Below are 15,048 nucleotides of genomic sequence, written 5' to 3'. Positions count from 1 at the left end.
ATTGGTCGTAGGTTCGAATCCTACACGACCCACCAAACGACCTTCCGCGGAAGGTTACAAGAAAACCTGAAAGTCCGACTCAAAGGGCTCTCGGGTTTTTTTGTGTCTGTTGGTTTTTGTCCTGATCCATTGAGACCTGGCAGGCGTCAAGAGCTGGTGAGTCCTCGTCCGCGGGCTATTTCGTTGAGTAGCGCTCGGCCAGTGCACAGAAAAACCGCACGTATTGCGCATGGCCGTCACAGAAGACCACATCCAGACGCAAGGGGTCGGCAGCGTCGCTGATGCCCTCGGCGGCCGGCCAGGGCAGCAGGCTTGGGTCACACGCCCGACGCTGTAGGTGCGCCACATCGAGGCCCGGGCGATCCACTTCGCCGCCGCTGCTGTCGATGTAGAGCACGCGGTTGTCGGTGGCGAAAGCCTCGCCCAGCTCCTGCACCAGGGTGAGGAAGCCGCGGTCGCTGCCGCCGCGCAGTTGCTGGGGCTGGCCATCCTCTATGCGAGTGGAGGAGGTGACCGTGTCACCCACGCCGACGATGCGCGGCATCAGTGCCGGATCGAAGTGTTCGCGAGCCAGCTGCAGCAGCGCGCGGCGATCGCGCGGCGCCTGGCGGGCGTTGAAGTCTGCGCCCAGCGGGTACTGGCCGGTGTGCTGGTGATAGTAGTGATTGAGGATCACCAGTACACCAACCTCCTTGACGGCGCCCTTGAGCATGAACTGAAAGTCGGTGGTGCCGGCATTCCCCCCTGCGCTGTACTTGAGCCTTTCCCTACCCTGCGCGTCTTGCCCGAGGTTCGGTGCGTAGTGCACGAAGAAGGCGTCTTCCAGTCCGGCCGCGTCTGCTTCCTGTTGCAACTGGTCCATGAAACCTTCGACCTGTTTCTGCAGCTGCTGGTAGAACGCCGGTTGCGCACTGAAGTGCTGATACAGGCAGTTGATGTTGAGGGTCGGTGAGGCGAGGTTGTCCAGTACGCTCGAGCCGAGCAGGGCGGTGATCTCGGCGGCGGCGAGCGCATAGGGGGGCGCGGCCAGCAGTGCTCCGAGGAAACGCTCGGCCTTGCCCGGTACTGCCTGCAGGAAGCCCAGCTCCGCATCACTGACGCCTGGGTGCGAGACCTTGGCGTAGCGGTCCTGCTGCTGCACCCCGCCGGCGGCCAGCCCCGGTAGATACAGGCCTTGCTCACGAGCCTGGGTGGGCGTATCCAAGGCCTTGTCGACGATGCCGTTTACCCCGCGACTGCCGATGTGTTCGCCATTGGTCAGCACGTAGAAGTGCCCCGCCAGTCGCCGGGCCGCCTCCACATAACAACGCTCGATGCTGCGGGTTAGCGGGTCACGCACCAAGCCCATGCAGACGCCATCCAGGTCCTGAATGATCAGCAGCTTGTTGGTGGCGATGAGGGCGTCGAGCAGGTGGGAGTGATCGAGGGAGAACGCTTGGCTGTGTTTAGTCATGCCACTCATCTTACGCGCAGTGTTTCGCTCAACCAAACCCGAGGCCCGGTTGCTGCGCGCACGACCTCGGCAGTCGATTATGCCAATCGATAAGCTGTCAGCCTGGTGCGCGGCTATGCCTGGCCTCGGTTAAAAGCCAATGGATCAAGGCATCTCGCGCGGGGTTAGCCTGTCGATCGCCGGGGTAAATGACGTAATAACCGCCCTGGTTGGCTCGCCCATCCTGCCATAGCTCGACCAGCCGACCTTGCTCGAGCTCGGCGTTTAACAGCAGACGTGGAGCCAGGGCTATGCCTTGGCCATGTGCCGCCGCATCCATGGCCAGTGCGGTTTGATTGAACTGCACGAAGCGCCGCGGGACAGCTATGCCGGCTTCCTCGAACAAGCCAGCCCAGAGGTTATGAGAGTCCTGAATCAGCGGCCGCATAGCGAAGTCTTCCAGTCGCTTGATGGGGCCGAGTTCTTCTGCAAGGCCGGGGCTGCAGACTGCATAGAGTGCGAGAGGCGCTAGCAGCTCGACATGAAGCCCCTCACCCAAGGGCGCGCGGCCCTGGCGAATGGCGAGATCGACGCCGTCGGACTGAAAATTCGCCAGCCCCTCATTGGCCACAATTTGCACCTCGATATCCGGGTGCGCCCGCGCGAAGGCGGCCAAGCGTGGTACCAGCCATTTCGAGGCGAATGACGGCGTAACGCTGAGCGTGATGCGTGTGTTCTCGGGCCGCAATTTTTGCGTTGCCTCATCGATGATCGCCAGTGCTCGGCGAACAGGGGCGTGATAGCTCCGCCCCACCTCTGTCAGGGCAAGACCACGGGCCTCACGGTAAAACAGCTGCAGCCCCAAGTCGGCTTCAAGCCGCCGCACCTGCTGCGCAACGGCCCCTTGGGTCAGGTTCAGCTCTTCTGCGGCCAGCCGAAAATTCAGCTGCCGCGCAGCCGCATCGAACATCCGCAACGCATTCAAATTGGCTTGGCGCACGCACGGCCTCCGCAGGCAGTAGTTTTTCTACAGTCTTGAGCGACCAGAGATGATTGGTCAAGGGTGCGTATTAAGCTCATAACTATTCCCCTATCCACACAGTTATCAGCAATGGAGCAGCGCTCATGGTTTCCAATAAAGTGGCACTGATCACCGCAGGCGGTAGCGGCATGGGCGCAGACGCGGCGCGACGTCTGGCAGCAGACGGCTACAAGGTTGCGATCCTGTCGTCATCGGGCAAAGGCGAGGCGCTTGCCATCGAATTAGGTGGCCTTGGCGTGACCGGTTCGAACCGCTCGGTAGCCGATATTCAAAACCTGGCGGACCGGGCGATGGAGCGCTGGGGACGGGTGGATGTGCTGGTCAATTCGGCGGGGCACGGGCCGAAGGGACCGGTGTTGGAGATCAGCGACGACGAGTGGCACAGCGGGATGGAGGTCTACCTGCTGAACGTGGTGCGGGCAGCCCGGATCGTTACGCCGCTAATGGCCGCCCAAGGCGGAGGGGCCATCGTGAATATCTCGACCTTTGCCGCCTTCGAGCCCGACCCGTTGTTCCCCACCTCGGGTGTGTTCCGGGCGGCGCTGGCCAGTTTCACCAAGCTGTTTGCGGACAAATACGCCGCCGACCACGTGCGCATGAACAACGTGCTGCCGGGCTTCATCGACAGCCTGCCGGAAACCGCAGACCGCCGCGCCCGGATTCCCATGGGGCACTACGGCAAAGCAAGTGACGTGTCAGCGCTGATCGCATTTCTCGCCTCGGACGAGGCCGCGTACATGACCGGGCAGAACATTCGGCTCGACGGGGGGTTAACCCGGGCCGTCTGAGGACAGCGCAAGGCCCGCGGGAGAATGGCCTGACTGCGTTCATCATTAAGTGATTGGCGGGGCATGACCTTCGCTGCTGTCCTGAAGATTGACCCCGCCGACTAATGCCGTTGCTCTGGCGGTTGCCCTGCCTTGGGCAAAAGCACTTATCATTCAACGATATACCTCATTGCCTGGGTTGGAATCGCCGAATGCTGTCTGCCGTCAAACGCTACAAGTTGCTCCTCTCCGGGGCGTTGCTGCGTTACTTCCCCCGGACCACGGCGTACCTGCGGGCCGAAGGCGAAGCGGCCTTGCTTCACCCAAACCCCAAGCGACGGGTGAAGAAGGCCGGCGCCAGCGCGGGCAAAACCAACAAGAGCAAAACCGCCAGTGCGACAAAACCGGCCAGGCCCCGAGCCAAATTGAGCAAACCGGCCAACGCAGGCATCTATGGACCGGCACCAATGGCGGTCGGCGCTGCGCAAATCCAGGCCATGCGTGAGCGCGTCGCCCAGGCGGTGAGTGCGGGGGTGATCAGTAGTCCTTCCGACGAACAGTGGGCGATGATCCTCAGCCGCAATCCGGCCACGCGGATCTTTGCCGGGGCGGGTTCGGGTAAGTCCACCACTCTGGTGTTGCGCGTGGTGTTCATGCTCTGTCACATGGGCATCGAGGCCGAGCGTCTGACGGTGATCTCCTTCACCAATGCCTCCTGTGCGCAGCTGCGCGAGCAACTGCTCAAAGTCTTGGACTACTGGCAGTACCCTTTCGATGCCGGCAAGGCTCGGCAAGCCGTACGCACCTTCCACTCGGCCATGGCGCTGCTGGCCAAGGAGGTGCTGAACAACCCGCTGTGGTTCGAGCAGCTGGGCGACAAGGCCGCCGCGACCACCGAATTGGATAACCCACTGATCTCCACACGCTTGCGTCCCGCCCAGCAGCGCCTGCTGCAACAGGCTTACCAGGCGTGCTACGCCCAGGAAGCGGATTTTCGTCAGCGGGTGCACAGCCTGCTGGGTTTGCCGGCGCCGCCGGCCAGCAGCGCCGAAGGCAAGCGTGCTGCTGTGCCCAAGGCGCCGCTGGATGGTTTCAAGTTGGCCGGGGAGTTCACCCCGGTGCCGCTGTTCGAAGCCTTCTATGTCCAAGCGGGGTTCATGCAGAGCATCGGCATCCGTCTCGATCAGTTAGCCACACAAACGCTGGCCTGCTCTGCCCGGGAGCGGCTGTTCAGCGAAGCCCTGGTGATGTTCTGGGCTCATTTCGAGGCCTGCCTGCAGGAGCAGGGGTTGATGACCTTCAATGGCGCGTTCCAGCAACTCACGCAGCGTTTGGCGGCCGGCGGCGCAGGGATCTCGACCCAGGCCCTGGCACCCTTCAATCACCTGTTGATCGATGAGTTTCAGGACATCTCCCCGCAGATTGTCCAGTGGCTGCAGGCCCTGCACCGTTGCCTGGCGCGCAACAAAGAGGCGATCAGCCTGATGGCGATCGGTGACGACTGGCAGTCGATCTATGGCTGGCGTGGCAGCTCTCCCGAGTTGTTCATGGACTTCGACAAGCACTTTCCCGGCAAGGGCAAGGCGAAGCACAGCGCGCTGTTGATGCTGGAAACCAACTACCGCTCCATCGAACCGGTGATACGCGATGGCGAGGCGGTGCTCGCGGGCGTCGAGTTCAAACAAGACAAGACCAGTAACGCCTTCAAGGCCATGCAGCCTGGCGACCACGGGGTCAAGCTGGTGCCGCGCTTTGACCTGAACAGCCGTTTGCCGGAACTGCTCAAGGAAATCAAAGCGCAATGTGAATATGCCGCCACTCGCCCCAGCGCCGAGCGCACGGCGGTGTTGGTATTGAGCCGGCGCAACCAACCCTTGCAGAGTATTCAGGCCCAGCTGGACAAGAAGCTGCCGGTCAAGGCCTACACCATCCACCGGGCCAAGGGGCTGCAAGCCGAAGTGGCGATCATCGTCGATGACTGCGCGCCGCCGGAAAAACACCCGCTGCGCAATGCGCTGTATGCCTATTCGGGCTTCTTCCGTAATAGCTATGACCAGGCGATGCAGGATGAAAGCCTGCGCCTGGCTTATGTGGCCATTACCCGTGGGGTCAGCCGCGTGCTGTGGTTCACCCAGAAACCCCAGGGCGCAACGCAGGTGCTGGCCCGACGCGCCAGTCAGCCCTGAGGAGTTGCTGCGATCGTTGCGGGGGGAGGTGATGTAAAGCAACTGCGCATGGAGGCCCGGCCGGCGGGCCCATGCGCAGTCTGGTGGCTGTCGGTCAGTGCAGTTTCAGGCGCGGCTCGGTGCTGCGGCCAATGCGGTCGCTGAGCATCAGCGTCAGGGTGCGGAAGCGCCCGTACAACGCCATTTGATGCATGCGGTAGAGCGATAGATAAAACATCCGCGCCAGCCAGCCCTCGAGCATCACGCTGCCGGTCAGGTTGCCCATTAGGTTGCCGACCGCCGAGAAGCTCGCCAGTGAGATCAGCGAGCCGTAATCACGGTAGCGATACTCCGGCAGGGCTTGGCCCTCGATGCGCAATTTAAGCGACTTGGCCAGCAGCGAGGCCTGCTGGTGGGCGGCCTGGGCACGTGGCGGCACATTGCGCCCGTCGCTGCCGGGCTGCGGGCAGGCGGCGCAATCACCAAAGGCGAAGATGTTGTCATCGCGGGTGGTTTGCAGGGTCGGCCGTACTTGCAGCTGGTTGATGCGGGTGCTTTCCAGGCCATCCAGATCCTTGAGGAAAGCCGGCGCGCGAATCCCGGCGGCCCAGACCTTGAGGCTGGCGGTAATGGTTTCGCCCTGGGCGGTGTGCAAACCCTCGCGGGTCACTTCTTTGACCGCGGCGTTGGTCAGTACGGTCACGCCGAGCTTTTCCAGGGTTTTATGCACCGGTTGGCCGATGCGTTCAGGCAGGGCCGGCAGCACCCGTGGGCCTGCTTCGATCAGGGTGATACGCATGTTTTCCGGGCGGATGCGATCCAGCCCATAAGCGGCCAGCTCGTGGGCGGCGTGATGCAGTTCGGCGGCCAGTTCAACGCCGGTTGCACCGGCACCGACTATGGCGACGCTGATGTATTCGGTGGATTCGCTCTGGCTGGCGTGGGCGCGCAGGTAATGGCTGAGCAGTTGGCGATGGAAGCGCTCGGCCTGCTCGCGGGTATCGAGGAACAGGCAGTGTTCGGCGGCGCCCGGCGTGCCGAAGTCGTTGGTGGTGCTGCCAACGGCAATGACCAGGCTGTCGTAGCCGAGCTCACGCTGCGGAACGAGTACTTCACCCTGCTCATCGAGAGTCGGGCTCAGGGTGATGCGGCGTTCGGCTCGGTTAAGCCCGGACATGCGTCCCAGTTGGAATTCGAAGTGGTTCCACTTGGCTTGGGCCACGTAGTTCAGCTCGTCCTCGGAAGAGTTGAGCGACCCTGCGGCGACTTCATGCAGCAGCGGCTTCCAGATATGCGTCAGGTTGGCGTCAACCAGGGTGATCTTGGCTTTGCCGCGCTTGCCCAGGGTTCTACCCAGGCGGGTGGCAAGCTCCAGACCGCCGGCGCCGCCGCCGACGATGACTATTTGATGGGACATGGGACACTCTCACAAGGCTTTGAAAAAAGCGCGGGGAGTTCGCCAGGGCGAGCGCTAAGCAGCTCATAGCACCAGTCGACTCAGAAGGCGGCTGAGGATACCCAGACCAATCACCGAAACGAGCACAATCAACAGCAAACGCCACACCTTGAACGGCTGGCGTGCGACTTGATGCTGGGGCGCACTCAGGTACTGGTCGACGCGTTTTTGATCGTCGGGACTCAGACGGCTGGACATAGGGGCCTCGATAGAGCGGGCCAAGTGAAAACGAAGCGAGCGAAGGCCAGGTCAGGCAAACACAGACGGTGTGGCACTTTTGTCTGTTTTAACGCCGTATAACCAAGCGCAGTCGTTTTCTTGGGCCTGCAGATGGTGGCTATTCTAGCCTTGGGTTTGTCAGGGGCTCAACGCACACGTCGTCATTCAGGCGAATAATTCCGCCATGCAGTACACGTGCGGTGATACCGCCGTGGCCGCGCATGGCTTGAAAGGTACCCAGTCCCAGGCGTTCTTCGAGACGCGCACAGGGTTGGCACCAACCTGTGGTTTCCAATATGGCCTGGCCAATGCGAAAGCGCCGTCCCTTGAGGCTGAACAGGTTGATGCCACTGATGGCGAGATTGCGGCGCAGATCCTCGGGTTGAATCGCTAACTCTGGCGGTCGACCGAGCAGGGCGCTGACTACTGCCAGGTGTTCCCACTGGATCAGCGTGACCTGACGTGCATTGCGTGGCCCGGGCCGACTGTGGTCACCGGTCAGGCCGGCGTCACGGCGTGCTTCTACGGCGTCCAGCTCCAGCATGGCGCCACGCGAGGTCGGGCGTACGCCGATCCAGCGCACCTGGCCCTGCTGCGGCACTGCAGCCAGCAACGCTTGCAGCGGGCTCATAGACTGATGCCGACATCGAACAGCACGCTGCGCCCGAGATTGCCGCGCAGGAAGTCGGGGGCATCCGGGTGGGCGAACAACACGCGCGCGAAGGTCGGCCCGACCAGCGACAGCGAACGCCAGCCCTGGCGCAGGTATTCGGTGGGCGGGGGGAAGTGGCTGTTGAAGTCGGGCACGAAGCGTTTCAGGTTGACGTAGGCCAGCAGGTCCAGTTCTCCGAGATCGAGACCGCGCTCGCTGTAGTTGTGGGCTTTCTTGCGCAGGGTTGGTGCCAGCCGCGCTTGCAGTTCGGCGGTGGCGATACGCCGGGGCTTGGCCTCACGGCGTACCAGTTGGCTGAGCGAGAATGCCTTGCGGCGGCGCTCCAGTTCGGCGCGCCATTCATCGTTCAGACGGCGTCCTTCATCCAGCACGAAAAACACTTCGAAGCTCGCCTCGCGAAACAGTACATCGGGCGGTTCTTGTTCGGCGGCGCTGAACTCATCGAGCCGGTGCTCGATATTCAGGGCTTGCAGCAGGCGTTGGCATACCCAGCGCTCGCGCTCCCACTTGCGAGCGTTGGAGAGAAAGGCATTGGCTTGTTCGGCCTGGTGCGTGAGCAGGCGTAGATAGTCGGAGTCATCCATAGCTTCAGCTTAGCTCGCAGGCGCGGGAGCTTGGTAGTCCCTGGGGCTCTTTGAGTGGGGGGGTGTAGCCCGGATGAAATCCGGGAGTCGCGTTAAGGGGCGCGTCGAATCCCCGGATTTCATCCGGGCTACGGGATTGCCGTCTTGTGCATGGATGGGGTACCGCCTTGTTCAGGGCTGGTCCGTGCGCGTTTGGCTGTTCGTGCGGCGTGCGGCGGTGGCGCATGTTCTTGCGCGGGGGCGGTGTAGACTGGCCGGGTCATCTTTGGGCTGTTGGACATCGTTCTATGATCGCCGCCGAACTGCTTTCACCCACCACTCAGGTTGCCGGTTGGCTGCTGTATCTTCCGGTGTTGTTGTGGGCGGTCGGGCGAGCGCCGTGGCTGGAGCTGTTCAGCGATCAGCGTCGTCAGCATCTGCTGTTCGGTGCGGCGTTTGCGCTAACACTGCTGTGGCTGGTGCGCCGTGATTTCGACTCCGGATTGTCTTACCACTTGCTGGGCATGTCGGCGGTGACCTTGTTGCTCGACTGGCCGCTGGCCGTCCTGGTCGGCTTTATCGCGCAGTTGGGAATGTTGGCCTTGGGGCTGCAAGACCTGGCTGCGTTGGGGGTGAACGGACTGTTGCTGGTGCTGATTCCGGTCAGCGTTACCGAAGTGTGCGCCCTGCGAGTCGAGCGCGCACAGCCACGCAACCTGTTCGTGTACATCTTCTTCTGCGGTTTTTTTCCGGCGGCATTGGCCGTTTTGTTGAGCATTCTGGCAGGGCTGGGCGTGCTGTGGCTCGATGGACTATTTCCGATGCCGCCCTGGCTCGGGGATTTTGTCGGCTTCCTCTGGTTGGTGATCTTCCCCGAGGCGTTTATCAACGGCGTGGTGATCACCGCATTGGTGGTGTTCTATCCCGACTGGCTGGAAACCTTCAACCGCTCGCGCTACCTGTCGGCGCCCTGGAAAGATGACAACGCGCCACGCTGATGAGGCAGGCTTCAGCAGCGTGATAGGTGCTGCCGGGTTGATCCAGGTCAGCTCAGGCCTACCGTCAGCCAGCCAGGCTCTGCTGCTAACGACACATAGGTTGAATCAGTGGAGGTAACGCATGGGCGTACATGAGTGGGCCAGGCATGAAATCGAGCACAGTCTGCAGCGAGCGCACGAGCAGGGCTTCGAGCCTCTGCTCGGTTTGCGCGCGTTGCTCGGCGCAGTGGTGCAGCGCAGCCAGGTTGAGCGTGACGCCGAAGATCTGGCCGCGGAGCTGCAGTTTCTCGCCGACAATCTGGATGACCAGCGCGATTACAGCTTTATGCGCCCTTGATGCGTGGTTAGTGTTCGCGGGGCGGCAGTTCCCCGGAGAACAGATCGTCTTCCAGGTTGTCGCCGGGGATAGCGTGCTCTTCAGACGCCCAGGCGCCCAGGTCTATCAACTTGCAGCGCTCCGAACAGAAGGGCCGGTTTGGGCTTTGTGGGCCCCATTCAACAGGTGCGCCGCACGTTGGGCAGGCTACTACGGTAGTCGGGGTGCTCATGGTTGGCCTCCACGTAGGGTCAGGTAGAAGTGATGCAGGCGCTCGACCTCGGCCTGCAGCCAGGGCAGGTCACGGTCATTGACCAATACATCGTCGGCATGGCGCAAGCGCTCCTCGCGGCTGGCTTGCGCCTTGAGGATGGCCTGTACCTGTTCGGCAGAGGTTTGGTCGCGCTGCATGGTGCGTTGTATCTGCAGCTGTTCGGGGGCGTCGACCACCAGCACGCGCTGGGTCAGCTTGTGTTGGCCGGACTCGATCAGCAACGGCGACACTAGAATGGCGTAGGGCGACTCGGCGCGCGCCAGATACTGCATGATTTCCTGGCCGATCAGGGGGTGCAGCAGGGCCTCCAGCCAGCGGCGCTCGTCGGCCTCGGCAAATACTCGCGCCCGCAGCGCCGCGCGGTCGAGTTGGCCATTGGCTTGCAGTACCTCACCGCCAAAATGTTCGACGATTTTCGCCAGCGCCGGTTGCCCGGGCTCGACCACCCAGCGGGCGGCGTGGTCGGCGTCCACCAGGTGTACGCCCTGTTCGACGAAGTATTGAGCGACGGCGCTCTTGCCGCTGCCAATGCCGCCCGTCAGGCCAAGAATCCAGGGTTTAGTCACAACGATTGGTTTCCTTGGGCAATTCTAAAGCCCGGAACGCCGCTCTCTGTGAGTGTGTGCTAGTCCGGGTTTATCTGAAACCTGCAATCTGCAGGTAAGTCCCGGTTATTTGATCACCCCAGAGCAAAGCAATCCAGCCGGCTATCGCCAGATAGGGACCAAAGGGGATCGGAGTGCTGGTTTCTGCGTTGCGCAGGCGCAGCATGATCAGTCCGAGAATGGCGCCAACCAGTGACGACAAGAGAATGGTCAGCGGCAGCACCTGCCAGCCGCCCCAGGCGCCGAGCATGGCCAGTAGCTTGAAGTCGCCGTAGCCCATACCTTCCTTGCCGGTTACCAGTTTGAACAACCAGTACACCGACCACAGGCTCAGGTAACCGGCCACTGCGCCCCAAACAGCATCCCCCAGGTTGGCGTACAGCCCGAAGTAATTGGCGATCAGCCCGAGCCACAACAGTGGCAGAACCAGTGCATCCGGCAGCAACTGGTGATCGGCGTCGATCAGGCTCATTGCCAGCAAACCCCAGGTCAGCAGCAGCATGCCAGCCGTTTCCCAGGTAAAGCCGAAGTGCCAGGCGACATAGGCCGACAGCAGCCCGCAGGCCAGCTCCACCAAGGGGTAGCGTTTGCTGATGGGGGTCTTGCAGCTGGAGCATTTGCCGCGCAGCGCCAGAAAACTCAGCAGCGGGATGTTTTCCCAGGGGCGAATCTCATGGCCGCACTGCGGGCATTGCGAGTTGGGCAGAACCAGGTTGAAGGTGGCTTGCTGGGGTTCGCTGGGCAGCGCAAGAATCTCACGCGCCTGGGTCTTCCAGTCGCGCTCCAGCATCAGCGGCAGGCGATAAACCACTACGTTGAGAAAACTGCCAATCAACAAACCAATCAGCAGGGCGAATAAAGCGAAGGCCAGCACGTGGCTGGCCAAAAAATCGAGCACTTGCATAGATTAAACTACGGCACCCAGTTGGAAGATCGGCAGGTACATGGCAATGATCAGGCCGCCAACCAGTACGCCCAGTACCGACATGATAAGGGGCTCCATCAGACTGGTCAGACCGTCGACCATGTTGTCGACTTCCTCTTCGTAATAACTAGCTACCTTGTCGAGCATTTCGTCCAGCGAGCCGGATTCTTCGCCGATAGCGGTCATTTGAATTGCCATCGACGGGAAGGTGCCGGTGGTGCGCATGGAAAAATTCAGCTGCATGCCAGTTGAAACATCGGCCTTGACTTTGTTGGTGGCGTTTTTAAATACCACATTACCGGTGGCGCCGGCCACCGAATCGAGAGCATCTACCAGCGGTACGCCGGCGGCAAAGGTGGTGGCCAGGGTGCGAGCGAAGCGCGCGACTGCAGACTTGTAGAGTATGTCGCCCATGATTGGCATTTTTAGGATGGTGCGGTCGCCCCAGTCGCGAAATTTTTGTGAGCGCCTGTGTGCTTCTTTAAGTACAAATGCAGCGGCAAACAAGCCGATTATAATTACAAGCCACCATTTTTGTAGCGCCTGGGAAATACCTATGACCATTTGTGTAAAGGCGGGTAGCTCTGCGCCGAAATTGGCAAATACTGACTCGAATTGTGGCACTACCTTGATCAATAGGATTGCGGAAACAATGATGGCGACCACCACTACTGCGATCGGGTAGTTCATTGCTTTTTTGATTTTCGCCTTCAAGGACTCGGTTTTTTCCTTGTAGGTAGCAATGCGGTCCAGCAGGCTTTCCAAGGCGCCGGCCTGTTCGCCCGAGTCGACCAGGTTGCAATAGAGTTCATCGAAGTACTGGGGTTTCTTGCGTAGCGAGGCGGCGAAGCTGTTACCGGCGGCGACCTCCTGCTTCACTTCATCGACCAGCTTGCGCATATTGGGGTTGTCGAAACCTTCGCCGATGATGTCGAACGACTGCAGCAGCGGCACACCAGCCTTCATCATGGTCGCCATCTGCCGGGTAAACAGGGCGATGTCCATGGGTTTGATTTTTTTGCCGGCACTGAACAGCGAGGTCGACTTTTTGCGCACCTTGGTCGGGTTGATGCCCTGCTTGCGCAGTTGCGCCTTAACCAGAGCGGGATTTTGCCCGTTCAGTTCGCCCTTGACTACGACGCCTTTCTTATCTTTGCCTTCCCAGCTGAATACACTGGTCTTGAGTGCTTTTGCCGCCATGGTTAATCCTTGGTCACGCGGTTGACTTCCTCAAGGCTGGTGACGCCTTGCATGGCTTTCAACAGGGCTGAGGTGCGTAGGTCATTAAAGCCGTCTTTGCGCATTTGCGTGGCAATGTCGATGGAGTTGCCTTCCTCCATGATAATCCGCTGCAGGGCAGGCGTGTTTTTAACCACTTCATAAATACCGACACGGCCTTTGTAACCTCCCTTGCAATTTTCGCAACCAATCGGCGCAAAAATCTTGAAGGTGCCAATCTGCTGTTCGTTGAAACCCTCTTCCAGCAAGGCTTCGCGCGGCAAGTCCACGGCCTTCTTGCAGCTAGCGCACAGCTTGCGCGCCAGGCGCTGAGCAATGATCAGGTTGATCGATGTGGCAATGTTAAAAGAGGGCACACCCATATTGCGCAAGCGGGTCAGGGTTTCCGCAGCACTGTTGGTGTGCAGGGTGGACATCACCATATGCCCAGTTTGTGCGGCCTTGATGGCGATTTCAGCGGTCTCCAGGTCGCGGATCTCGCCGACCATGATGATGTCCGGATCCTGGCGCAGGAAGGCGCGCAGGGCTTGGGAGAAATCCATGCCCTGCTTGGGGTTGACGTTGACCTGGTTGATGCCTTCCAGGTTGATTTCCACCGGGTCTTCGGCGGTGGAGATGTTCACATCAGGGGTATTGAGGATGTTCAGTCCAGTATACAGGGACACCGTCTTGCCAGAGCCGGTAGGGCCGGTGACCAGAATCATGCCCTGTGGCTGCTGGAGGGCAGTCATGTACAGGTCTTTTTGCTCGGGCTCATAGCCCAGGGCGTCGATGCCCATCTGCGCGCTGGTCGGGTCGAGAATCCGCATCACTATTTTCTCGCCCCACAGAGTAGGCAGGGTGTTGACGCGAAAGTCGATGGCCTTGTTCTTGGAGATTTTCATCTTGATCCGGCCATCCTGCGGTTTACGCCGCTCGGAGATATCCAGCGCCGCCATGACCTTGAGGCGTGCCGAGATGCGGGGCGCCAATTGCACGGGTGGTCGCGCCACCTCATGCAGAATGCCGTCGGTGCGCAGGCGCACGCGATAGACCTTTTCATAGGGCTCGAAGTGCAGGTCGGATGAGCCGCCCTTGATGGCGTCCAGTAGCATCTTGTTGACGAAGCGCACCACAGGCGCGTCATCGGCGTCGACGCCCCCATCGTTATCTGGTTTGTTCTCATCGACAGCCTGGACATCCAGTCCGTCGAGGTCGACATCGGCCAGATCTTCCATTCCGCTGGTGGCGGAGTCGAAGAATTTGTCGATGGCATCGCCGAGCTTGTCGTCCTCGACCAGGATCGCCTCGGTATTCAGCCCGGTGCTGAACTGGATGTCAGTGACTGCTTGGTGGTTCGTAGGGTCGGACACTCCTATAAACAGCTTGTTGCCCCTTCGCGAAAGGGGCAGTACGCGGTGCTGGCGAACCAGCTTCTCGCTGACCAGGTCACGCGGTTGGCCGTCCTTGTCTATCGAACTGAGGTCGAGAAAGGCCACGCCAAATTGTTCGCTGGCCAGTTCGGCCAGTGCGCGGCTTTTTACCAGCCTGTTCTGTACCAGGTAAGTCACCAGCGATAATTTATTGCGCAGCGCTTGCTGTTGGGCCTGCTGGGCTGCTTTTTCATCCAGCAACTCAGCCAGCACCATCTGCTTGGCCAAGCCGGTGAGGGACACGCTCTCGTTCATTACAGGCTCCCTATACAATGCCTGCCTTATAACGTAGTTGATCCTGGCTGCCAAACGTAACGCACGCGAGTGACAAAAAATGGCAGTTAGTGCCTGTCTATTGATGGCTGTCGTTTGTGTGACTCTGAAGAGCCTTGGTGATCGTGGGTTACAACGTTGGCACGGTGGCTGCATTGTGCTGAGAAGGTCGCTGGACCTACCCACACTTAGGAGAGATTCCATGAAAGCTCAAAAAGGTTTTACCCTGATCGAATTGATGATCGTAGTGGCGATCATCGGTATTTTGGCTGCAGTCGCGCTGCCTGCTTATCAAGATTACACAACCCGGGCTAAAGTCTCTGAGGTGATATTGGCTGCTTCGTCTGCGCGCACGGCAGTTGCTGAGGCTGCATCTATTGAGACAGGTACCACCATGCCGACAGCGAGTACTGTCACCATTGATTCGCAAGTGTCCAAGTATGTAGCTAGTGTTGCGTATGCTGCAGGTGTTATTACTGCAACTGGTAAAGGTGATGTTACAGGTACTATTACCATGACTGGTACCAAGGCTGCGAATGGACAGGTGACGTGGGTTTGCGGTGGAACTGTCGCTGCAAAATACCGTCCAGCAAGCTGCCAGGGCTAAGGGCTAAGAGATTTGGCGTTAATGTACGCTAAACCTGTCGTGATTTTGTGTTTGGCGCCCCGCAATTGCGGGGCGTTTTTGT

At 60.3% G+C, this 15,048-nt stretch carries 16 protein-coding genes; 5 read left to right on the top strand and 11 right to left on the bottom strand.

Going from position 1 to position 15,048, the window contains the following annotated elements; all coding sequences use genetic code 11:
• Positions 1 to 175: 175 nt before the first annotated feature.
• Together stpA and TMS3_RS19460 are read right to left on the bottom strand one after the other, a co-directional pair.
• Complete coding sequence (gene stpA, locus TMS3_RS19465; protein ID WP_200929716.1) at positions 176 to 1,453, bottom strand: glucosylglycerol 3-phosphatase; 1,278 nt, start codon at positions 1,451 to 1,453, stop codon at positions 176 to 178.
• Positions 1,454 to 1,550: 97 nt separating this feature from the next.
• A complete protein-coding gene (locus TMS3_RS19460) occupies positions 1,551 to 2,432 on the bottom strand; it encodes a LysR substrate-binding domain-containing protein (RefSeq protein WP_029866491.1) in 882 nt (293 codons plus the stop codon).
• A 125-nt stretch (positions 2,433 to 2,557) separates the two neighbouring features.
• Here TMS3_RS19460 and TMS3_RS19455 point away from each other — a divergent pair, with 125 nt between their 5' ends.
• Positions 2,558 to 3,262 (top strand): SDR family oxidoreductase, encoded by a 705-nt coding sequence (locus TMS3_RS19455; protein WP_025166968.1) that lies wholly within the window; start codon positions 2,558 to 2,560, stop codon positions 3,260 to 3,262.
• 191 nt (positions 3,263 to 3,453) lie between these two features.
• Complete coding sequence (locus tag TMS3_RS19450) at positions 3,454 to 5,427, top strand: DEAD/DEAH box helicase (protein WP_025166967.1); 1,974 nt, start codon at positions 3,454 to 3,456, stop codon at positions 5,425 to 5,427.
• Positions 5,428 to 5,521: 94 nt separating this feature from the next.
• On the opposite strand, the gene TMS3_RS19445 is transcribed toward TMS3_RS19450, so the two are convergent.
• The 4 genes from TMS3_RS19445 to TMS3_RS19430 form a co-directional block, all read right to left on the bottom strand.
• Positions 5,522 to 6,823 (bottom strand): NAD(P)/FAD-dependent oxidoreductase, encoded by a 1,302-nt coding sequence (locus tag TMS3_RS19445; protein WP_025166966.1) that lies wholly within the window; start codon positions 6,821 to 6,823, stop codon positions 5,522 to 5,524.
• Positions 6,824 to 6,886: 63 nt separating this feature from the next.
• Complete coding sequence (locus tag TMS3_RS19440; RefSeq protein ID WP_043301956.1) at positions 6,887 to 7,060, bottom strand: DUF3094 family protein; 174 nt, start codon at positions 7,058 to 7,060, stop codon at positions 6,887 to 6,889.
• Between the two features lie 139 nt (positions 7,061 to 7,199).
• Positions 7,200 to 7,712, bottom strand: a complete 513-nt coding sequence (locus TMS3_RS19435) for an MOSC domain-containing protein (RefSeq protein ID WP_025166965.1) — start codon at positions 7,710 to 7,712, stop codon at positions 7,200 to 7,202.
• Positions 7,709 to 8,338, bottom strand: coding sequence for a DUF1780 domain-containing protein (locus TMS3_RS19430; RefSeq protein WP_025166964.1), 630 nt, complete (start codon positions 8,336 to 8,338; stop codon positions 7,709 to 7,711). The genes TMS3_RS19435 and TMS3_RS19430 overlap by 4 nt, the downstream gene beginning before the upstream one ends.
• A gap of 287 nt (positions 8,339 to 8,625) precedes the next feature.
• On the opposite strand from TMS3_RS19430, the gene TMS3_RS19425 reads away from it, so the two are divergent.
• Both TMS3_RS19425 and TMS3_RS19420 read left to right on the top strand, forming a co-directional pair.
• Positions 8,626 to 9,315, top strand: coding sequence for an energy-coupling factor ABC transporter permease (locus tag TMS3_RS19425; RefSeq protein WP_025166963.1), 690 nt, complete (start codon positions 8,626 to 8,628; stop codon positions 9,313 to 9,315).
• 121 nt (positions 9,316 to 9,436) lie between these two features.
• Complete coding sequence (locus TMS3_RS19420; RefSeq protein ID WP_025166962.1) at positions 9,437 to 9,652, top strand: hypothetical protein; 216 nt, start codon at positions 9,437 to 9,439, stop codon at positions 9,650 to 9,652.
• Positions 9,653 to 9,659: 7 nt separating this feature from the next.
• Here the strand turns inward: TMS3_RS19420 and yacG are convergent, their stop codons facing one another.
• The 5 genes from yacG to pilB form a co-directional block, all read right to left on the bottom strand.
• Positions 9,660 to 9,863, bottom strand: coding sequence for a DNA gyrase inhibitor YacG (yacG, locus tag TMS3_RS24745; protein ID WP_083491794.1), 204 nt, complete (start codon positions 9,861 to 9,863; stop codon positions 9,660 to 9,662).
• Positions 9,860 to 10,471, bottom strand: a complete 612-nt coding sequence (gene coaE / locus TMS3_RS19415) for a dephospho-CoA kinase (protein ID WP_025166961.1) — start codon at positions 10,469 to 10,471, stop codon at positions 9,860 to 9,862. Before coaE ends, yacG begins: the two co-directional genes overlap by 4 nt.
• A 70-nt stretch (positions 10,472 to 10,541) precedes the next feature.
• On the bottom strand, positions 10,542 to 11,414 hold the full coding sequence (locus TMS3_RS19410) for a prepilin peptidase (protein WP_025166960.1): 873 nt from the start codon (positions 11,412 to 11,414) through the stop codon (positions 10,542 to 10,544).
• Between the two features lie 3 nt (positions 11,415 to 11,417).
• Positions 11,418 to 12,635 (bottom strand): type II secretion system F family protein, encoded by a 1,218-nt coding sequence (locus TMS3_RS19405; protein WP_025166959.1) that lies wholly within the window; start codon positions 12,633 to 12,635, stop codon positions 11,418 to 11,420.
• A gap of 2 nt (positions 12,636 to 12,637) precedes the next feature.
• On the bottom strand, positions 12,638 to 14,341 hold the full coding sequence (gene pilB / locus TMS3_RS19400) for a type IV-A pilus assembly ATPase PilB (RefSeq protein ID WP_025166958.1): 1,704 nt from the start codon (positions 14,339 to 14,341) through the stop codon (positions 12,638 to 12,640).
• A gap of 220 nt (positions 14,342 to 14,561) precedes the next feature.
• Here pilB and TMS3_RS19395 point away from each other — a divergent pair, with 220 nt between their 5' ends.
• Positions 14,562 to 14,966, top strand: coding sequence for a pilin (locus tag TMS3_RS19395; RefSeq protein WP_025166957.1), 405 nt, complete (start codon positions 14,562 to 14,564; stop codon positions 14,964 to 14,966).
• Positions 14,967 to 15,048 lie beyond the last annotated feature (82 nt).

This window comes from Pseudomonas taeanensis MS-3 (assembly GCF_000498575.2).
GTDB lineage: Bacteria > Pseudomonadota > Gammaproteobacteria > Pseudomonadales > Pseudomonadaceae > Aquipseudomonas > Aquipseudomonas taeanensis.
The sequence above is the reverse complement of the archived record's forward strand: the minus strand, read 5'-3'. Positions and strand labels throughout refer to the sequence as shown.